Raw genomic sequence first — 17,245 nt, forward strand, 5'->3', positions numbered from 1 at the left:
CCGCGGACCGGCGACGGTGCCGAGCAGGCTCGGACGCGGGGAGCAGACCGCCTCTCGGCCCCGCGCCGGCCCCCCGACGTGTCAGGCCCGCAGCCGCCCGAGCTCGGCGGGCGGGACGGCCAGGAGACGAGCTTCAGCGTCGACGGGTCAACTGCCAGCCGGCAGGTCAACCATCAGCCTCGAGGAGGAGGCCGTCAGATGACGAGCCGGCTGCCAGATGACATACCGGCTGTGAGCTGCCTCGCCACGAGCAGAAGACGGGGTAGACAGGCGCCGCCCGTCACCGCGTCGACGCTCACACGCCCGTCAGCGGCCCCCCGCCGGCCCCCCGACGTGCCAGGCCCGCAGCCGCTCGAGCTCGGCGGGCGGGACCGCGAGCAGGGTGATGAGCCGGCCGTCGCGGCGCACCGCCTGCACCCGCCAGGCCCTCCTCCCCGGCTGGTCCGTGCGCAGGTCGAGGATGTCGGCACGGGTGAGGCGGGTCGTCCGCCCGCCGGAGGTGACGACGACGACGGCGTCGTCCTCGAGCCGGGTGCCGCTGCGCTCCCGGCGGCTGGCCCAGACCAGGAACGCGCCATACCCTCCCCACAGGGCGACGAGGGCGACCTCCAGCCCCCGCCAGGGGTAGGCCAGCGCCAGCGCGGTCACGGCGCTGACGATGACCGCGCCGCCGATCGCCGCGCGCAGCGTCGGCAACCAGCGGGGCTGCATCAGCCACTCGCTGGGTGGGTCCGGTGCGCTCACGTCCCCAGGGTAGGAACCTGCGCCCGCCCCGTCGCCCCGACCGCGCTCAGGCGCGCTCCACCTCGCTCTTCAGCTTGAGCACGGTGGTGCCGTCCTCCTGCTCGATGACGTAGGCGGGGTCGTCGTCGCTGCCCTTGCGCTTGATCGTGCTGCCCTTGCTCTGGCGCTCGACCGTGTCGTGGTGGACCTCGCTGACCTTGCCCTCGGCGTAGTCGTCGCCCCACTTCCAGCGGACCGTCGTGCCGGTGCGGATCGCCATACCTGCTCCTTGTCGTGTGTCGATGACGCCGGCCACCACCCCGGGCGGGGCAGCGGCCGGCGAGGTGGGTGTCCTCAGAGGACGGTCGTGGACTCCTCCAGCTTGAGCGCGACGCCGAGGGCGAAGAACGTGGGCGCCCACTCGCCGACGAACAGCCCCCACCGGTCGGCCTGGGCCTTGCTGTCGTCCTTCTTGCCCCGGGAGGCGAAGTGGCTCACGAAGGACAGCCCGATCGAGGCGAACCCGGCCGCATAGAGGTGGTCGGACCGCAGCCCGTAGGACGAGAGGGTGGTGATCATGTGTCTCCTTGGGTCAGGGGTCAGGGGCTGGGTCTTCCATCGTGGGTCACCCTGGCGGGGCGCGCAGGGTGAACGGCCCCGGGTATGCCTCAGCGCCCCTTGAGCGCGCGCCGCACCTGCCGCACGTCGGTGATCGGCACCCCCGGGAGCTCCACGCCCTGGCCGCTCGTCAGCAGCGCGACGACCCCGCCCCGGCGGGGGTCCTCCTGGATGGTCCGGACCGCCTGCGCCGGCACCTGGGTGGCGCGCAGCCCGTTGTGCACGACCAACCCCTCCCGCGAGACCTGCGTGCTGCCGCCGGTGCGCAGGTAGGCCAGCACGATGAGCACGAGCACCGCCAGCCGCACCACGAGCCCCAGCAGGTCCTCACCCAGGGCCACCTCTCCCCCGGTGTAGCGGCCGATGGTGAAGCCGACGACCAGGACGAAGGCGAGCAGCAGCGCCCAGGACAGGGCCTTCGGCCGGTGGCGGGTCCAGGTCATGCGGCACGTCCCATGGGCTCACCCTAGGTGCTAGGTGCACCGCGGGCGCGGGACCGGACGCGGGCCGGCCGGTGGGGCGAGAACGGTGGCGGTGGCGGACGCAGCGACACCCCCGGCCGGGGCCGGGGGTGTCGTGGTGCGGCGGCGGCGTCAGCTGCGGAAGGTGTCCTTGGCCTTCTCGACCGCCTGCTTGGCGTCGGCGGCGGTCTGGTCCTGACGACCCTCGGCCTCCGGCCGCTCGTTGTCGGTGGCCTTGCCGGCGGCCTCCTTGGCCTTGCCGGCCAGGTCCTGCGCGGTGTTCTTGGCCTTGTCGGCGAGTGACATGTGCATCTCCTTCTCGATGGGTTTCTTCACGATGGGTCCTTCACGACCCGGGGGCGGTTACTGCACCCGCGTCGCCGTGCTGCGCCGCAGTGGGCGGCGCCGTGGTGCGTCCAGCAGCAGCTGCAGGCGCACGTCGGTGTCCGGCAGGGCCCGGCGCAGGTCTGCCGCACTCTGCTCGGCCGCGTCCCGGATGTCGGTGCCGCGGGCTCCCGGTGCCAAATCCGCGCGCACCTGCAGGACGGGGTGGTCCTCGGTGCCGACCGGGCGGGCCCGGACGTGGTCGAGGGGCGCAGCCGCGGCGAGCTGCCCGGCGACGGCCTCGCCCAGGGTCGAGAGGTCGACCCGCAGGCGACCGTCGGCGCGGCTCTGCGGCAGCCCCACGTCGGGGACCGAACGCCGGCCGAGGTGGCTGAACAGCCACACCAGCCCGAGCAGGCCCAGCAGCACACCCGCACCGGCGAGCGCCCAGGGCCACCAGGCCGCCTCGGCCAGGGCACCGAGCCCGGGCACATCGATCTGGTCGGGGTAGTCGTCCGAGACCACCCTGAGGCGCCACTCCAGGGCGAGCAGCCCCGCGGCCAGCAGCAGCACCGCCAGCAGGAGCACCAGGACGCGGTCCAGGGCGGCGAGTCGACGGCTCATCGGGCAGGCTCCTTCACAGTGACGGCGACCCGGGGTGCGGCGACGCCCTCGAGGCGCTGCTCCACCGAGCGGGTCACCTCGGTGGTGAGGTGGTCGCGGGCATCCTCCATCGGCGTCCGCACGGTCAGTCGCACGCCGGACCGGGAGGAGGCGGCGCGCTCCACCGCGGACACCCCGTGGGTGCGCTCGGCAGCCTCGCGGGCCAGGTGGGTGAGCGCGTCCTGCGAGGCCCACACGTCGACCTCGCCCGGCGCCCGCCGGTGCGTCCTGGCGCCCGGGCGCAGGCCGATGACCAGCAGCACCAGGCCGAGCAGGACAGCGGCGACGCCCAGGGCGAGCGTGCGCGTGTCCGGGGCCAGGGTGAGCGACCCGGTGAGCACCGGGGTCAGCCACGGGGACCCCTCCAGCCATCCCTGCATGACCAGCAGCTCGCGGACGGACAGCACTCCGAGGGTGACGAGGCCCGCAGCCAGCAGCAGGGCGGGCCAGATCGCGACGGGGCGGCGACGTGGTGTCCTCACGACACTCTCCTCTCTCGTGCCTCTGCGGTGGGTGGGACGGCGCGGACCTCGACGTCGACGGTGTGCACGTCGATGCCGGTGAGCCGGGTGGTCTCGGAGCGCACGACGTCCCTGACCTCGGCGGCGACCTCGGCGAGGGCGCACGGCCAGGTCACGTCAACCGTGAGGCGGACATGGGCGCTCAGGCCGGTCATCCGCACCTCGGCGTGCGGGCTGCCGAGGCCGCGCAGGGAGTCCAGCGTGCCGGAGCGCTCCGCGACCCCGGTGACCCGACGGGCGGTCTCCTCGACCACCGTGCGGACCACCCGGTGGGCGACCGTCAGGGTGCCGGCGACCCGGTCCTGCTCGGTGCGGGTCGCCGCCGTCCGGTCAACCACGGCGACCGCGCACCAGGGCGGTCAGGTCGATCTCTCCGGACGCCTGGCCGGCGACGGCGAGCCCGGCCCCGCCCAGGACGAGCGCCAGCAGGAACCCGCCGAGGCCGCCCAGGATGCCGGTCAGGGCGAGCAGCAGGCCGGCCATCAGGCCGATGGTGGAAGCGTTCATGGCACATCTCCTTCGTCACCGGTTCCCGGTCGTCGGGAGCCGGACAGGTGGGTGGGTAGGTGCTGCGCGGAGGTGCGGCGACACGGGCCATACCTCCGCTGCCGACCGGGTCTCACGGGGTGGCGACGTCCTCGACGACGACATCCACGGGACCCTCGACCAAGGGGCGCACCGCGGCGCGCACGGCGTCCGTGGTTCCGGCGACCGGGGCTGCCCAGTCCAGGACCACGTGCACCTCGCAGGTGTCCTGGGTGAGCCGGACCCCGGCCACCCGGCGGCCGGGCAGGTAGGTGGCGACCTCGCCCATGACCCCGGGGTGCAGGTCGTGGACCCCGGGCACGGTCAGGACGCGCTCGCCCACCAGCTCGGCCAGGGCCGGGTCGGGCGTCTCACTCGACACGGCTCTCCCGCGGCTCGGCGTCGTCGTCCTGGCCCGGCAGGTAGACGTCGTGCACGCTGATGTTGACCTCGGTAACCTCCAGACCGGTCATCCGCTCGACGGAGGACGTCACGTTGCTGCGGACGCCGGCCGCCAGGTCGGCGATGGACACGCCGTACTCGGTCACCAGGTCGATGTCGATGGCCGTCTGGCGCTCGCCCACCTCGACCGCGACGCCCTGGCTCATGTTGCTGCTGGAGCCGGGGATGCGGTCGCGGACGGCGCCGACGACGCGAGCGGCTCCGCCGCCGAGGTCGTGCACCCCGCTCACCTCACGGGTGGCGATGCCGGCGATCTTGGCGACCACCGTGTCCGCGATGGACGTGCGGCCGTGGTCGGTGACCAGCACGCCGTCGGACGGGGTGGCGGTGTGCTCGGTGCCGGTGGACTGCTTCTGCTCGGTCATCGGGTGACCCTTTCGTCTCGGGGACTGACACTCTGTAGTCGGGTCGACCCCCCGAGATGTCACGCCCGGATGTCTGTGACGTGCATCACGCCCTCTCGTGGCGCATCCGGCAGCGGGCGCAGCGCATGATGAGCGCGTGAGCAGCTCCGCGGACCTCCTGGAGGACGCGTCGGCACCGGACGGACCCGTGACCGATGGCACGCTGCTGCGCGCCGCGCGACTGGGTGACCAGGGGGCGTTCCGGCAGATCGTGGATCGCCACGGGCCCGGCATGTACCGGTACGCCCGCACCCTCGTCGGGCACGAGCAGGACGCCGGCGACGTGCTCCAGGAGGCGTTCGTGTCGGCGTGGAAGAACCTGCCGACCTTCCGCGGCGAGTCCTCGCTCAAGACGTGGCTGTTCCGGCTGGTGCACCGCCGGGCCATGGACCACCACCGCACCAGGCGGCCGGTGCCCGTCACCGAGGAGGTCTTCGCGGACGTGGTCGCGGACGTCTCGGGCGACCCGGTGCGCCAGGCGGAGAGCCGCGAGCTGCTCGCGGACCTGCGCCGCTGCCTCGGCGAGCTGCCGGAGACGCAGCGGGCCTGCTGGCTGCTGCGCGAGGTGGAGGGTATGTCGTACCAGGACATCGGGGACACGCTCGGCCTGCCTGTGGGTAGCGTGAGGGGTCAGCTGCACCGAGCCCGGACCACACTTGCGGAGAGGATGTCGCGATGGCGCTAGAACCCTCGGACCCGCTGGAGCGGGCCGCGAGAGCGCTGCGCGATGAGGAACGGGCGCAGGAGCCCCGGTGGCTGGAGCTCTCGGAGTCGATCATGACGCGCGTGCGCGGTATCTCCTGGCCGGCGGCGCGCGTGCTGGCGACGGACCCGGAGGGCCGGACGGACCGCGACGTCCTCGGGTCGCGGACCTACGTCTCGAGCCGGGTCGTGCGCGACGCGCTCCGTCGGGCCCTCACCACCAGCCAGGTGGAGCCGAAGGACATCGACCTGCGCGTCGTGGACGACCACCTGCAACGTCTCGACCTGCAGCTGGTCGCGACCTACGCCCAGGACCTGCAGGAGGTCGGCTCCTGGGCCAGGGGCGAGACCCTGCGTGTGCTCGACGAGCAGCTCGGACCGCTGCCCGACCTGGACCCGGACACCGACGTCAGCATCACCATCACCGACCTGCACGACGACGACGCCCGGCTGGGCGACACCGACTGATCCCGGTGCTGGGCGGCACCGGATGACGCCGGCAGGCGCTGGGCATCAGGCCGCCTCCACGAGCCGGACGACGGCGTCGACCAGCGGTGGGCCCGTCATCGCCGGATCGTTGTGACCCACACCGGGGAGGACGACCTCCTCGACCAGGCTGGGGGCGGCCGCGGCCACGCGGGCGCTCAGCTCGCTGGGCACGATGAAGTCCTCCTCGGCGCGGACGACGGTGACGGGGACCGTCGTCTCCGAGACCCGCGCGAGCACGTCGAAGCGGTCCCGGAGCAGCGCCCCGACCGGCAGGACCGGGTACTGCGCGCGGCCGACGTCGACCAGGTCGGTGAAGGGGGAGCGCAGCAGCATGGCGCGCGGTGGTCGCTCCTCCGCCAACCGGACCACCACCCCGGTGCCGAGTGACTCGCCGACGTAGACCACCCGGTCCGGCGGGAAGCCCTCGCTCTCCAGCAGGTCGGACATGGCGAGCGCGTCCCGTGCCAGACCGTCCTCAGAGGGGGTCCCGGGGTTGCCCCCATAGCCGCGGTAGTCCATGAGCAGCACGGTGAAGCCGCGCTCGCTGAGCCGCCGGGCGAGGTCGGCACCGTCCTCCCGGTTGCCCCCGTTGCCGTGGGCGAAGAGCACCGCCAGGTCGCGGTCGGCCGACTCCTCGGCCGGCACCAGCCAGGCCCCGAGCTCCAGCCCGTCGGACGTCACCGCGGTGACGTCGCGGGCCCCGGGCACCACCTCGGCGGCCGGCGGCACCGGCGAGCGGTCGGGGAAGTAGATGAAGTACCGCTGCAGACCCCAGACCGCCACGAGCATCACCGCCACGACGGCGAGGAGCACGACCCCCACGCGCAGAAGCCGGCGCAGCAGCCTCCGGCGGCGCGACGTCTGGGGCATGTGCCCATGATCGCCTGCGGGCAGGGCCGGCCGGTGCCCGGGCCTGACCTCACTCGCCGTCGAGGCGCTGCGAGCCTCCCACCACCAGGGTCAGCTCGACGTCGACGCCGGCCAGCCGGGCCTGGTCCAGCGCCTCCCGCAGCTGCTCCGGGCCCGGGCGCGGCGGGTCGCCGATGACCACGACCTGCAGCGTGGACCCCTGCAGGGAGATCTGCGAGACCCGCCACCCGGACTCCTCCGCCCAGGCGTCGGCCACCGGCTGCGCGGCACTGATGAGGCGCTGCTCCTGGATGACGGTGTAGGAGCCGATGCCCAGGGGCACCGCGACGAGGACGAGCGAGACGGCCACCGCTGCCAGCGAGCGGCCCCCGAGCCGGTCGACCGCCATCCCCGCCTCCGTCGCGGCCTGGCGCACCCCCGCCAGCAGCATCACCAGCGTGCCCGTCGCGATGATCGCCGCGACGTTGGTGCCGAAGAGCAGCAGCGCACCGACGGCCTGCCCGGGCGCCCCGGACTCGAGCGTCAGCCCGACGACGGCCAGCGGCGGGACCAGGGAGATGGCGATGGCGACACCTGGCAGGGTGTCCGAGACGTCGGACCGGACGAGCGCGAAGGCCCCGACCATCCCCGTGGCGATGGCGGCGAGCAGGTCGATGAGGCGGGGGCTCACCCGCCCGGACACCTGGCTGTTCGTCGCGGCCACGACGTCGGTCAGGACCACCAGGCCGACGGCATACCCGATCACGATGACCGCGAGGGAGGCTCCGAGGACGGTGAGGATGTTGACCATCAGCTGCCGGCGGTCGGCCAGCACGACAGCGACCGCCGTCCCGAGGATGGGGGTCATCAGCGGCGCGACGATCATGGCGCCGATGACGGTGGCGGTCGAGTCGGCGACCACCCCCGCCGAGGCGATGACCCCGGCGAGCACGAGCAGGACCCAGAAGGCCGTGAGGTTGCGGAACCGGTCCCCCAGGGTCAGGAAGAGCCGTCCGGTGATCCGGTCGATGTCCTCGGCCGTGACGGCCAGCGCCTGTCTCATGGGCGAAGTCTGGACCCGGTCGGAGCGCCCGTCCACCCCTTCGGGTGGAGCGGTCCACGCGGCGGCGGCATCTCGGAGGGCCGGATCGGGAGTTCTTTGCACAACTTTTAACCGTCAACTTCTTGCCCGGCTCGACGAGGGGCGGAACACTCGACTGGTCGTCCGGCGGTCGCCTCGGCTGGTCCCTGCCGGGGTCGGTGTGCCGTCACCCCGCGTCCTGACCCCACCGCAGGGCAGAGAAGAGTATGAGATGCCACCCTCCCGCCGTGTGCTGCTGCAGGCTGCCAGCCTCGCCCCGATGATCCTTCCCGCGCACCACCGCCACGGGCACGGTGGCCCCAAACCCGCCCCCGCACCCACCCCGAGCGACCCCGGCCCGGCAGGTGACCTCTCCTTCGGCGGCTACCACTGGCTGCGGCGCACCTGGCCCGGCGCGCCCCACCACAACGGCCAGTGGTCCGGGGACAACGTCGTCCAGAACGCCGACGGGACGGTGACGCTGCGCCTGACGAACCCGGGCGGCTCACCGGTGGCCGCGGAGCTGCTCTCGACGCGCACCGGCTGGGGCTACGGCAGCTATGCGCTCGACTTCCGGGCCGACTTCGACGTGGTCTCGCAGTCGGTGGTCTGGGGCAACCTGTTCACCTACGACTCGAGCCAGCCCTGGGACGCCAGCCACAACGAGATCGACGCGGGCGAGATCTCGGCCTGGGGCGTGCCCGGCATCGCGCCGCGGCTGACCGCTGGGTACTGGCTGCCCGGGCCGACCAACGTGCTCAGCCACAACGAGCCGCTCCCCCGCGGTCTGCGGGTGTTCCGCACGACGATGACGTGGGGGCCGGGCACGGTGTCGTTCGCGACGTATGCCGGTGTGTCCGCCGCGGACACGCTCATCGCCTCCTCCCGCGTCGACAGCTCGGCCCTACCGGTCCCGGCCGCCGAGCGCGCGCACATCAACCTGTGGGTGACCGACGCCAACGAGGACGACGAGAGTCAGGCGGCGCCGTTCGAGGTCACCGTCACCGGCTTCGGCTTCACCCCGGCCTGAGCGCCGACCCGACGGGCGCCAGCAGGCTGCCGAGGCGACTGCCGTCCGTGTGCGGCCGTGGCCCCTGGAGGGCCACGACGGCACACAACCCGATCGGACCGGTGCCCGAGCCGCCCCGCGGCTCAACCGAAGGCGCCCCGGGTGAGCCGCCGGTGCGCGGCGACGACGTCGTCCTGCTGGCGCCGGGCGCGCTCCTCAAGGCCGCGGAACTCGTCGGGGTCCAGCCCGAGGGCATCGGCGTGCACGGTCAAGGACCGCCACAGGCCAGACTTGCCGCTGATCCCCGCGTGCACCACCTCCAGCTCGAGGAGCGGGGTCAGCGGGGAGCGCCGTCGCACCCGCCCGTTGAGCTTGAGCCGGCCGACCAGCTCGCCGCTCCTGGCCAGGAGCAGCTTGGCCGGGTGGGGCCGGAGCCCGAGCGAGCGGATCACCTCCACCAGGGTCTGGCGGTCCTCGGTGACCTCCTGCAGCAGCTGGGTGACCTCCGCCGCCACCGGCAGGTCCTGGTAGGAGTCGCGCATCATGGTCAGCCGCTGCACCATCCCCGTGGCTCCCGTGAGGTGGTCGCTGAGGTAGATCTGCAGCAGCGCGCGGTCTGGCAGGCCCGAGGGCTGGGTGTCGACATCCACGTGTCGAGACTTAGGCACCCGCCGCCCCACGGCAACCCGAGCCGCCACCGTCCGGGGTATGCCGTCACTCCGAGATGCACCGCCTCACCGGCGAAGCCGGCGGCCCGGGTCAACCGGCCGTGGCTCAGCAGCACCGCGACGACCACGAGCACGTGCGCGTGCACACGGTCAGGCCGGAACTCCAACGACCTCGCCGGCGACGCGCCGCACGGCTTCCACGCACCGCTCGACGTCGTCCTCCGTCGTCGACCAGTTGCTCACGGAGATGCGCAGGACCCGCTGCCCGTGCCAGCTGGAGCCGGTCATCCAGGTGGTGCCGTCGGCGAGCAGCCGGCGGACCACCTCGTCGGTGCGTTCGTCGGACCCGAAGCCCAGGCATACCTGGGTGAAGACCACGTCGTTGACGACGGTGACGCCCGGGACGGTGCGCAGGGCCCCGGCGAAGGCGTCAGCGTGACCGCAGAGGCGTTCGACCAGCTCGGCGACGCCGTCCCGGCCGAGGGAGCGGAGCACCGCCCACACCGGGACCGCGCGGCCGCGCCGGGACAGCTCGGGCACCTTGTCCAGCGGCTGGCACACCTCGTCGCGCACCAGATAGGCCCCCTGCACGCCCATCGCCGCCTGGAGCGCCGCGGCGTCCCGCACGATGCACAGCCCGCTGTCGTAGGGCACGTTGAGGGTCTTGTGGGCGTCGGTCGCCCACGAGTCGGCGCCCTCGTGACCGCGCACGAGATGACGGTATGCCGGTGACGCGGCGGCCCAGAGTCCGAACGCGCCGTCGACGTGCACCCAGGCACCGTGCCGGTGGGCAGTCTCGATGGTCTCGACGAAGGGGTCGCTGGCGCCGGAGTGGATGTTGCCGGCCTGCAGGACCACGACGACCGGTCCCGGTGCACCCTCGGTCAGGGACTGCTCGAGCGCGTCGGGTCGCACCCGTCCCTGGTCGTCGACGTCGACCACGTCGGGGGCACCGAGGCCGAGGTAGCGCAGCGCGACGTCCACCGTGTCGTGCCGCTCGGCGCCGACGAGGACCCGGACCGCGGGCCCCCCGCTCAGCCCGTGTCGCGCGACGTCCCACCCCGCCCGGCGGAGCACGGCGTCACGCCCGGCGGCTAGCGCGGTGAAGTTGGCCATCGTGGCGCCGGTCGTGAACCCGACGGCACTCTCCGCCGGCAGGCCCAGCAGGTCGAGCACCCAGGAACTGGCGATGTCCTCGACCGCGCTGTGGGCCGGCGTGACCGTGCGCAGCCCGGTGTTCTGGTCCCAGGCGCTCACCAACCAGTCGGCGGCGAGCGCAGCGGGGTGGGTGCCCCCGATGACGAACCCGAAGAAGCGGCCCGATCCCATGGCGGTCAGCCCCGCGTCGCTGGCCTCCGCGAGCAGCGCCACCGCCTCCTCCGGTGGGCAGCCGCGCTCCGGGAGGTCCGGCCCCAGGGCGGCGACCACCTGCTCGATCGACGCCTGAGCGGGCACCGGTCGCTCCCCCAGCGAGCCCAGCCAGCCGAGGGCGTGCTCGTGCGCGACCTCCAGCGGCCGGGAGTAGGGGCTCATCTTCCGGAGTGTCCTCCTGCCGAGCTCCTGGCCACAAGCAGGTGCTCAGGTCTGCTAGTGCTCGTCGAGCAGTCGGATGATGGCTCGGGTCATGACCGGATGGGTGACGTGGTGCGTCGTCAGCCAGCCCAGCACGGCCCGCGCGGCGTCCACGTTGTGCTCGTAGCCCGGGACCATGCGGTGCAGCGGGAGGTCCGTGGGCAGGTCGGCCTGCTCGATGCGGCGGGTCGACTCGAAGTGGTCCGGGTGGTCCAGCCGGGAGGCGGGATCGAGGCGCACGAGCGCGAGGACGCGGTCCACGGCATACACCTGGATGAAGCGCATCGCGGTCAGTCGCTCTCCCCGCAGCTCGCGGTGGAGCCCGACGTAGAGGTTCGTCAGGGCCTCGTCGACGTGGAAGTCGACGGTGTCGATGGCGGTGGGGCTCGGCGGGGTCGGCGAGCTCGTCAGCGGGTCGTAGTCGTCGCGCGACCAGACCACTCGCGCGCCGAGGACGGGCAGGGGCGCGAGCTCGTCGGGCGTGAAGACCGCGTACTCCACGAAGAGCCCGTCGGCGAAGAGCGCCTTCCGGCCGTGGGGGTCGTTGACGAAGCTGTAGGCGACGTGTCCGCCGAACCCGCCGAGCCAACCCGGGTCCCGGAGGTAGCGCTCCTTGGCGCGGGCGGTGTCGACGACGACGAAGAAGTCGATGTCGGAGTGCTCGTCGAACCGGTGGGTCTCCTCCCCTGCCGACCCCAGGCCGAGGACGGCCAGGACGTCGTCGTCGGTCGCCAGATGCGTCGCCAGGCGGTCCAGGCGGAGCAGGGTCGGGTGCAGAGGTCGGGAGTGGAACTCGGGTCGCGACATGTCGTCGTCCTTTCGGTGAAGGTCGACGTTTCAGCCCGCACGGCACATCCCGCCGGGGTCGCGACGCATCCAGGGTAGCCCTGGGTCAGCGGTGCGCGCAGAGCTGCCGCACGCAGCCGCACCGGGTGGGTCGGGCCGCGCTACCCGGCGATGAGGACCAGACGCTCCTCCAGAAGCTCCGCGACCGCGTAGGCGACACCTTCGCGTCCCTGGCCACTGTCCTTCACCCCTCCGTAGGGCATGTTGTCCGTCCGGAAGGCGGGTGGCAGGTTGACCAGGACGGAGCCGGCCTCGATCTCGCGGGTGCACCGCATCGCAACCCCGAGGTCTCTCGTGAAGACCGCGGCGTTGAGCCCGAAGCGGCTCTCGTTGATGCTCCGGATACCGGCGTCCGCGTCTGGCACGGAGATGACCGAGACAACTGGGCCGAAGACCTCGTCGCAGACGACGCGCGCGGAGGCAGGGACGTCGGCCAGGATGGTAGGTCGTAGCGCCCGGCCCTCACGCCGCCCTCCGGTCACCAGACGTGCACCCGCGGACACGGCCTCGTCCACCCATTGCTCGACCCTCTCGAGCGCGGCGGAGCTGATCAGCGGACCGACCGTCACGTCCTCTCGTGCCGGGTCACCGACACCCAGCGCCTCCGTGGCCACACGCAGCTGCTCCACGAGGGCCTCCACCTGCTCCTCATGGACGTACAACCTCTGGAGAGAGACGCACGCCTGCCCGGAGAACGCGAAGGCGGCGCTGATCACGCTGTTCACCACGAGGTCGAGGTCGGCATCGGGCATCACCAGGGCGGCCGTGTTGGACCCCAGCTCGAGGACGTGTCGCTTCCGAGGCGACCTCGCCTTGAGGTCCCACCCCACCTGGGCGGACCCGGTGAAGGTGAGCACCTCGACCCTGTCGTCCTCGATGAGCCGGCCGACCACCTCAGCCGGGTCCCCGGTGACCATGTTGAGCCGTCCGGGCGGTAGCCCGGCCTCGTGGAGGATGCGCACCAGAGCCCCGGCCGCCAGAGGGGTGCGTTCGGACGGCTTCAGCACGACCGCGCACCCGGCTGCGAGCGCGGGGCCGATCTTGTGCGCGACCAGGTTCAGCGGGAAGTTGAAGGGAGTGATGGCACCGACCACGCCGACGCCCTGGGTGAGGGTGTAGGCGGTGACGTCCTCGCCGCCCGGTACCACCGACATGTCCAGGGACTCGCCGGTGATCCGACTGGCCTCGGCGGCCGACAGGCTCAAGGTCTGCACGCAGCGCGCGACCTCGGCACGCGCCGCGGTGATGGGCTTGCCCGCCTCCCGCCGCAACAGGTCGGCCAGCTCCTCGGACCGCTCGGCCATCAACGCGGCGGCCCGGCGCAGGGTTGCCGCACGCTCGTGCGCCGGCCAGGGTACGTCCATGGCGGTCTGGGCGGCTGTGATGGACACCGTGACCTGCTCGGGCGCGGCGACGGCATAGTGACCGACGACCTCTCCGGTCCATGTGTCGTGGACCTCCCGCGGCGTCCCCGCGCCCTCCTGCCACGCGCCGTCGAGGTAGAGCTGCTGCTCGATCATGCCTGTCCTTCCAGAGTGGTGATGACGGCCGTGGTGAACTCCTGGGTCGTGGCCCGGCCACCGAGGTCCTTGGTGGCCACCCCCTCGGACAGCACGGCCTCGAAGGCGGCCTCCACCGCGTCCGCCGCCTCGGGCTGCCCGAGGTGGCGCAGCATCATGGCGCCCGACCAGATCTGACCGACGGGGTTGGCGATGCCCTTCCCCGCGATGTCCGGCGCCGAGCCGTGGACCGGCTCGAACATCGACGGATACTCGCCCTCGGGGTTGAGGTTGGCGCTGGGAGCGACCCCGATGGACCCGGTGATCGCCCCGGCCAGGTCCGAGAGGATGTCGCCGAAGAGGTTGGAGGCGACGACCACGTCGAGCCCCTGGGGCCGCAGCACGAACTCGGCGGCGAGGGCGTCGATGAGGACCGAGCGCCACGCCACCCCGGGGTGCTGCGCGGCGACCTCGGAGACTACCTCGTCCCAGAACGGCATCGAGTAGACGATGCCGTTGGACTTGGTGGCGCTCACGAGGGTGCCCTGGCGCTCTGTCGCGAGCCGGAACGCGTACTGGGCCGCTCGGCTGACTCCTGCCCGGGTGAAGACGGCCTCCTGGATCGCCACCTCCTCGGGGCGACCGCGGTAGAGCCGGCCGCCGACCTCGGAGTACTCACCCTCGACGTTCTCCCGGACGATGACGATGTCGAGGGGTCGCTTGTCCTCGAGCGGCGAGTGCACCTGCGGGAGGCTGCGCACCGGACGCAGGTTGATGTACTGCAGGAAGGAGCGTCGGATGGGGATGAGCAGCCCCCACAACGTCTCGGCGTCCGGTATGCCGGGGGTCCCGACTGCGCCGAGGAAGATGGCGTCGTGCTCCGCGAGCTGGTCGATCCCGTCCTCCGGCATCATGCGGCCGTGGGCACGGAAGAAGTCCGAGCCCCAGTCGAAGTCCGTCCACGACAGTCGGAACCCGAAGCGGTCGGCGACGGTGTCCAGCACCCTCGTGGCGGCTGGCAGGACCTCCTGCCCGATGCCGTCGCCCGCAAGCGCGGCGATGCGGTAGTGCCCGTTCATGCCGGTGCCTCCGTCGGTTGCGGTCGGATGAAGATCTTGTCGGCCACGCCACCGCGTTGCGCCTCGAGCGCGTCAGGCACCCCGTCCAGGCCGAAGGACCGGGTCCTCAGCTCGTGGAGGGGCAGCCGCTGCAGCAGCGACACCGCGCGCCGGTGCGTGTAGGGGTTGAGCGCCGTGCCGAGGATGGTGAGCTCGCGCTGGTAGATGTCGTTGGGCGACAGGTCGGCCCGCTCGGCGGGGTCGCTCACGCCGAACACGAGGATGCGTCCGCCGCGGGCCGACATGCTGACAGCCTGCTCGAGCACCCGAGCGGAGCCCACCGCATCGATCACCGCGGCGAAGCCGTCACCACCCGTCGCCGAGGCCACCTCGTGGGTCACGTCCTGGCGGGGGTCCAGGACCACGTCGGCGCCCATCCTCCGTGCCAGGTCGCGGCGCGTCTCCTGCGGGTCGAACGCCACGACGGGGTAGGCCCCGGCCAGCTTGGCGAGGGCGATCATGATGGCGCCCGCGGGTCCGGCCCCGAAGACCGCCAGCGGCAGTCCCGAGCTGGGGGCGAGGCGGTCCATGCCGTGGACGCAGCAGGCGATCGGCTCGGTCATCGCCGCGTGCTCCGCCGGCACGCCGTCCGGGACCGGGTAGGCGAGGGTCGCCGGCACCACCAGACGTTCTGCCATACCTCCGTCCAGGTGCACGCCGGGCGCCCGGCGGTCCGGGCACAGGTGCTGGCGTCCGGTCTGGCACGGGGTGCAGCGCCCGCAGTACAGGTGTGGCTCCACGGTGATGAGCTGGCCGACGTCCAGCCCGTCCACCCGCTCCCCCACGGCCAGGACCCGCGCCGCGATCTCGTGCCCGAGGACGACCGGGGGGCGGGACACGAAGTGCCCGGACACGATGTGGGTGTCCGTCCCGCAGACGCCGACCGCCTCCGGGGCCAGCAGCACGTCCTCAGGTCCTGGCCGGGGGTCAGCGATGTCCTCCAGCAGCAGGGTGCCGTCTCCGTGGTATCGAACAGCCTTCACTGATCCTCCTTGCGCTCGGTGCTGGGGTCCACCAGATGCACGGTGAGCCCGTGCTGGCGGAGCATCTGCTCCGTGGTGGTGGCGATGCCGGAGTCCACGACGACGGTGTCGATGGTGTCGAGTCCGCAGACTCGGACCATGGCGCTGCCCTCGAACTTCGAGGAGTCGCAGATCAGCACCACCCGGTCGGCCACCTCGATGAGCCGTCTCTTGATCACCGCGTCGAAGTCGTTGCCGCAGTAGACCCCGCGCTCGTTGACACTGCTGGCAGAGAGGAACACGACCCGCAGCTGCAGGTCCTCCAGGCAGCGCATGGTCATGGGTCCCGAGAGGGTCTGGGCGTTCTGGTGCAGCTCGCCCCCGAGCATGATGACGCGGGTGTGCTCGTCGTCGAGGAGCGCCAGGACGTTGGGGATGGAGTTGGTGACGACCGTGGCCCGGCGCTCCGTGGGCCATACCCGTGCCAGCTCCAGTGCCGTCGTCCCCGAGTCCAGCCCGACGGCACCCTGGTCGGGCACCATCTGCGCAGCGACCAGAGCGATCGACCGCTTCTCCGCCGCCTGGCGCAGCTCTCGGGAGGTGAACTGGCTGCCGACCAGCTCGCTGGGCGGCAGGGCGCTGACGCCCCCGTGGACGCTACGGAGCGCTCCGTCCTTCTCCAGGCGCTGGACGTCCCGGCGGATCGTCATTTCGGAGACGCCGAGGAAGTGCGACAGCTCTGAGGTCGTAGCGAACCCCTGCTCCTCGACCCGGCGTTGCAGGCGTGCTCTGCGCTGCGGTGCCGAGCCGTATCTCAGGCCGTCGTCCAGGGCGTCCGCGGTGTCGCTCATCTCTCTAGCCTGCCGCACCCTGGTCTCCGCGGGCCGCCTTCACGATGCCTCGGAGCTCGTCCAACCGGTCGACGGACCGCTGGCGCAGACTGGCCGAGCGGTCCGCGTCGAGCACGGTGTCGGCCCAGATGGCGCGTCCCGCGAGGAATCCATGGGCCCCACCCAGGCACGCCTGCCGCACGGCCTCGGCGAAGTCCTCTGCCTGCACCCCGTTGGACAGCACGACCCACGGGACCTGCAGCCGCGAGGTCAAGAGCTCCGCCTGCGCCCGCACTCCCTGGGTCTCTCCGGGCGCGTAGCCGGGGACCTGGGCCTTGTAGAGATCGGCACCGACCGACAGCTCCTCGGCTGCGGCGATGACGGCCGCGTCCCGCTCACCAGCCGCGAACCCACCCTCGGGCGGCACGACGATTCCCTCCACGACCGCCGCCACGCCGGCATCCGCACACCGCTGGAGGAACGGGTCGACGATGGCCCGGCGCTCGTCCTCGGCCTTGTCCGCACGCCACATGACCAGCAGCTTCAGCGCCGCAGCGGCAGACTCCTCGATCACGCGTACGGTGACGTGCTCGTCGAACTCGGTCCGCACGACCGGCCCGCCTGCCGGCTGGTGCAGGATGTCGGCCGCGAGGATGAGGGCACACTCCGGCGCCCTCTGCAGACCAGGCTCGTCCAGGGCGTACAGACGGTCGAGCAGCACAGCCGTCGCGTGGGGCGTCAGGACGGTGCCCGCCTCGGCCTTGAAGTCCACGAGCGACGCGTCGGGCACCGACTGGATCTCGTCGTCGCCCGCGAGCATGGCTCGCAGTGACTCACGCTGGTCCAGCGCCAGCATGGCGAGGGTCCCCTCCTCGTCGCCCAGCGGTTGGAGCCGGGGGGGAAGCACGGTGGCGTTCAT

Annotated in this window: 24 protein-coding genes; 3 read left to right on the plus strand and 21 right to left on the minus strand. The window is 72.5% G+C overall.

Going from position 1 to position 17,245, the window contains the following annotated elements; genetic code table 11:
• Nucleotides 1-306 precede the first annotated feature (306 nt).
• From Q0795_RS10995 to Q0795_RS11045, 11 genes are all read right to left on the minus strand, one after another.
• Nucleotides 307-744 (minus strand): hypothetical protein, encoded by a 438-nt coding sequence (locus Q0795_RS10995; protein WP_298889624.1) that lies wholly within the window; start codon nucleotides 742-744, stop codon nucleotides 307-309.
• A 46-nt stretch (nucleotides 745-790) separates the two neighbouring features.
• Nucleotides 791-1,003, minus strand: a complete 213-nt coding sequence (locus tag Q0795_RS11000) for a DUF2945 domain-containing protein (protein ID WP_298889627.1) — start codon at nucleotides 1,001-1,003, stop codon at nucleotides 791-793.
• A gap of 74 nt (nucleotides 1,004-1,077) precedes the next feature.
• Nucleotides 1,078-1,302 (minus strand): hypothetical protein, encoded by a 225-nt coding sequence (locus tag Q0795_RS11005; RefSeq protein ID WP_298889629.1) that lies wholly within the window; start codon nucleotides 1,300-1,302, stop codon nucleotides 1,078-1,080.
• A gap of 89 nt (nucleotides 1,303-1,391) precedes the next feature.
• Nucleotides 1,392-1,784, minus strand: coding sequence for a hypothetical protein (locus Q0795_RS11010; protein ID WP_298889630.1), 393 nt, complete (start codon nucleotides 1,782-1,784; stop codon nucleotides 1,392-1,394).
• Between the two features lie 150 nt (nucleotides 1,785-1,934).
• A complete protein-coding gene (locus tag Q0795_RS11015; RefSeq protein ID WP_298889803.1) occupies nucleotides 1,935-2,108 on the minus strand; it encodes a CsbD family protein in 174 nt (57 codons plus the stop codon).
• A 57-nt stretch (nucleotides 2,109-2,165) separates the two neighbouring features.
• Nucleotides 2,166-2,750 carry a hypothetical protein gene (locus tag Q0795_RS11020; protein WP_298889632.1) on the minus strand — a complete coding sequence of 195 codons (585 nt, stop codon included), beginning with the start codon at nucleotides 2,748-2,750 and terminating at the stop codon, nucleotides 2,166-2,168.
• On the minus strand, nucleotides 2,747-3,271 hold the full coding sequence (locus Q0795_RS11025) for a DUF6286 domain-containing protein (RefSeq protein WP_298889634.1): 525 nt from the start codon (nucleotides 3,269-3,271) through the stop codon (nucleotides 2,747-2,749). The genes Q0795_RS11020 and Q0795_RS11025 overlap by 4 nt, the downstream gene beginning before the upstream one ends.
• Nucleotides 3,268-3,648: an Asp23/Gls24 family envelope stress response protein gene (locus Q0795_RS11030; protein WP_298889636.1), complete on the minus strand. Its 381-nt coding sequence runs from the start codon at nucleotides 3,646-3,648 to the stop codon at nucleotides 3,268-3,270. Before Q0795_RS11030 ends, Q0795_RS11025 begins: the two co-directional genes overlap by 4 nt.
• The gene (locus Q0795_RS11035; RefSeq protein ID WP_298889638.1) at nucleotides 3,641-3,817 is read right to left on the minus strand and encodes a DUF2273 domain-containing protein; all 177 of its coding nucleotides are present in this window, start codon (nucleotides 3,815-3,817) and stop codon (nucleotides 3,641-3,643) included. Before Q0795_RS11035 ends, Q0795_RS11030 begins: the two co-directional genes overlap by 8 nt.
• A gap of 112 nt (nucleotides 3,818-3,929) precedes the next feature.
• Entirely contained in the window at nucleotides 3,930-4,217 is a 288-nt protein-coding gene (locus Q0795_RS11040; RefSeq protein WP_298889640.1) for a hypothetical protein, read from the minus strand.
• A complete protein-coding gene (locus tag Q0795_RS11045) occupies nucleotides 4,207-4,662 on the minus strand; it encodes an Asp23/Gls24 family envelope stress response protein (protein WP_298889642.1) in 456 nt (151 codons plus the stop codon). The genes Q0795_RS11040 and Q0795_RS11045 overlap by 11 nt, the downstream gene beginning before the upstream one ends.
• Nucleotides 4,663-4,798: 136 nt before the next feature.
• Between Q0795_RS11045 and Q0795_RS11050 the strand changes: the two genes are divergently transcribed.
• Nucleotides 4,799-5,386 (plus strand): RNA polymerase sigma factor, encoded by a 588-nt coding sequence (locus Q0795_RS11050; RefSeq protein WP_298889644.1) that lies wholly within the window; start codon nucleotides 4,799-4,801, stop codon nucleotides 5,384-5,386.
• A complete protein-coding gene (locus Q0795_RS11055; protein ID WP_298889646.1) occupies nucleotides 5,377-5,871 on the plus strand; it encodes a hypothetical protein in 495 nt (164 codons plus the stop codon). The genes Q0795_RS11050 and Q0795_RS11055 overlap by 10 nt, the downstream gene beginning before the upstream one ends.
• A 45-nt stretch (nucleotides 5,872-5,916) precedes the next feature.
• On the opposite strand, the gene Q0795_RS11060 is transcribed toward Q0795_RS11055, so the two are convergent.
• Both Q0795_RS11060 and Q0795_RS11065 read right to left on the minus strand, forming a co-directional pair.
• Nucleotides 5,917-6,762, minus strand: a complete 846-nt coding sequence (locus Q0795_RS11060) for an alpha/beta fold hydrolase (RefSeq protein ID WP_298889648.1) — start codon at nucleotides 6,760-6,762, stop codon at nucleotides 5,917-5,919.
• A 49-nt stretch (nucleotides 6,763-6,811) separates the two neighbouring features.
• Nucleotides 6,812-7,804 carry a DUF389 domain-containing protein gene (locus Q0795_RS11065; RefSeq protein WP_298889649.1) on the minus strand — a complete coding sequence of 331 codons (993 nt, stop codon included), beginning with the start codon at nucleotides 7,802-7,804 and terminating at the stop codon, nucleotides 6,812-6,814.
• Between the two features lie 298 nt (nucleotides 7,805-8,102).
• Between Q0795_RS11065 and Q0795_RS11070 the strand changes: the two genes are divergently transcribed.
• Nucleotides 8,103-8,852, plus strand: a complete 750-nt coding sequence (locus tag Q0795_RS11070; protein WP_298889651.1) for a hypothetical protein — start codon at nucleotides 8,103-8,105, stop codon at nucleotides 8,850-8,852.
• 122 nt (nucleotides 8,853-8,974) lie between these two features.
• On the opposite strand, the gene Q0795_RS11075 is transcribed toward Q0795_RS11070, so the two are convergent.
• From Q0795_RS11075 to Q0795_RS11110, 8 genes are all read right to left on the minus strand, one after another.
• Nucleotides 8,975-9,481, minus strand: coding sequence for a hypothetical protein (locus tag Q0795_RS11075; RefSeq protein ID WP_298889653.1), 507 nt, complete (start codon nucleotides 9,479-9,481; stop codon nucleotides 8,975-8,977).
• 168 nt (nucleotides 9,482-9,649) lie between these two features.
• Nucleotides 9,650-11,032, minus strand: a complete 1,383-nt coding sequence (locus Q0795_RS11080) for an aminotransferase class V-fold PLP-dependent enzyme (protein WP_298889655.1) — start codon at nucleotides 11,030-11,032, stop codon at nucleotides 9,650-9,652.
• Nucleotides 11,033-11,086: 54 nt separating this feature from the next.
• Nucleotides 11,087-11,878, minus strand: coding sequence for a hypothetical protein (locus tag Q0795_RS11085; protein ID WP_298889656.1), 792 nt, complete (start codon nucleotides 11,876-11,878; stop codon nucleotides 11,087-11,089).
• 140 nt (nucleotides 11,879-12,018) lie between these two features.
• Nucleotides 12,019-13,437 (minus strand): aldehyde dehydrogenase family protein, encoded by a 1,419-nt coding sequence (locus Q0795_RS11090; protein WP_298889658.1) that lies wholly within the window; start codon nucleotides 13,435-13,437, stop codon nucleotides 12,019-12,021.
• Nucleotides 13,434-14,495: a tartrate dehydrogenase gene (locus Q0795_RS11095; protein ID WP_298889660.1), complete on the minus strand. Its 1,062-nt coding sequence runs from the start codon at nucleotides 14,493-14,495 to the stop codon at nucleotides 13,434-13,436. The genes Q0795_RS11090 and Q0795_RS11095 overlap by 4 nt, the downstream gene beginning before the upstream one ends.
• The gene (locus tag Q0795_RS11100) at nucleotides 14,492-15,517 is read right to left on the minus strand and encodes a zinc-dependent alcohol dehydrogenase family protein (RefSeq protein ID WP_298889662.1); all 1,026 of its coding nucleotides are present in this window, start codon (nucleotides 15,515-15,517) and stop codon (nucleotides 14,492-14,494) included. Before Q0795_RS11100 ends, Q0795_RS11095 begins: the two co-directional genes overlap by 4 nt.
• A complete protein-coding gene (locus Q0795_RS11105) occupies nucleotides 15,514-16,347 on the minus strand; it encodes a DeoR/GlpR family DNA-binding transcription regulator (protein ID WP_298889664.1) in 834 nt (277 codons plus the stop codon). The genes Q0795_RS11100 and Q0795_RS11105 overlap by 4 nt, the downstream gene beginning before the upstream one ends.
• Before the next feature lie 4 nt (nucleotides 16,348-16,351).
• Nucleotides 16,352-17,245: an aldolase gene (locus Q0795_RS11110; protein ID WP_298889666.1), complete on the minus strand. Its 894-nt coding sequence runs from the start codon at nucleotides 17,243-17,245 to the stop codon at nucleotides 16,352-16,354.

The organism is uncultured Serinicoccus sp. (assembly GCF_947487915.1).
Taxonomy (GTDB): domain Bacteria; phylum Actinomycetota; class Actinomycetes; order Actinomycetales; family Dermatophilaceae; genus Ornithinicoccus.

Coding starts and splice junctions, on each gene's coding strand:
- Q0795_RS11095 (WP_298889660.1), bottom strand. CDS start 14,495: ATGAACGGGCACTACCGCATCGCCGCGCTTGCGGGCGACGGCATCGGG.
- Q0795_RS11010 (WP_298889630.1), bottom strand. CDS start 1,784: ATGACCTGGACCCGCCACCGGCCGAAGGCCCTGTCCTGGGCGCTGCTG.
- Q0795_RS11105 (WP_298889664.1), bottom strand. CDS start 16,347: ATGAGCGACACCGCGGACGCCCTGGACGACGGCCTGAGATACGGCTCG.
- Q0795_RS11000 (WP_298889627.1), bottom strand. CDS start 1,003: ATGGCGATCCGCACCGGCACGACGGTCCGCTGGAAGTGGGGCGACGAC.
- Q0795_RS11020 (WP_298889632.1), bottom strand. CDS start 2,750: ATGAGCCGTCGACTCGCCGCCCTGGACCGCGTCCTGGTGCTCCTGCTG.
- Q0795_RS11085 (WP_298889656.1), bottom strand. CDS start 11,878: ATGTCGCGACCCGAGTTCCACTCCCGACCTCTGCACCCGACCCTGCTC.
- Q0795_RS11090 (WP_298889658.1), bottom strand. CDS start 13,437: ATGATCGAGCAGCAGCTCTACCTCGACGGCGCGTGGCAGGAGGGCGCG.
- Q0795_RS11045 (WP_298889642.1), bottom strand. CDS start 4,662: ATGACCGAGCAGAAGCAGTCCACCGGCACCGAGCACACCGCCACCCCG.
- Q0795_RS11035 (WP_298889638.1), bottom strand. CDS start 3,817: ATGAACGCTTCCACCATCGGCCTGATGGCCGGCCTGCTGCTCGCCCTG.
- Q0795_RS11065 (WP_298889649.1), bottom strand. CDS start 7,804: ATGAGACAGGCGCTGGCCGTCACGGCCGAGGACATCGACCGGATCACC.
- Q0795_RS11060 (WP_298889648.1), bottom strand. CDS start 6,762: ATGCCCCAGACGTCGCGCCGCCGGAGGCTGCTGCGCCGGCTTCTGCGC.
- Q0795_RS11005 (WP_298889629.1), bottom strand. CDS start 1,302: ATGATCACCACCCTCTCGTCCTACGGGCTGCGGTCCGACCACCTCTAT.
- Q0795_RS11080 (WP_298889655.1), bottom strand. CDS start 11,032: ATGAGCCCCTACTCCCGGCCGCTGGAGGTCGCGCACGAGCACGCCCTC.
- Q0795_RS11110 (WP_298889666.1), bottom strand. CDS start 17,245: ATGAACGCCACCGTGCTTCCCCCCCGGCTCCAACCGCTGGGCGACGAG.
- Q0795_RS11070 (WP_298889651.1), top strand. CDS start 8,103: ATGATCCTTCCCGCGCACCACCGCCACGGGCACGGTGGCCCCAAACCC.
- Q0795_RS11015 (WP_298889803.1), bottom strand. CDS start 2,108: ATGTCACTCGCCGACAAGGCCAAGAACACCGCGCAGGACCTGGCCGGC.
- Q0795_RS11055 (WP_298889646.1), top strand. CDS start 5,377: ATGGCGCTAGAACCCTCGGACCCGCTGGAGCGGGCCGCGAGAGCGCTG.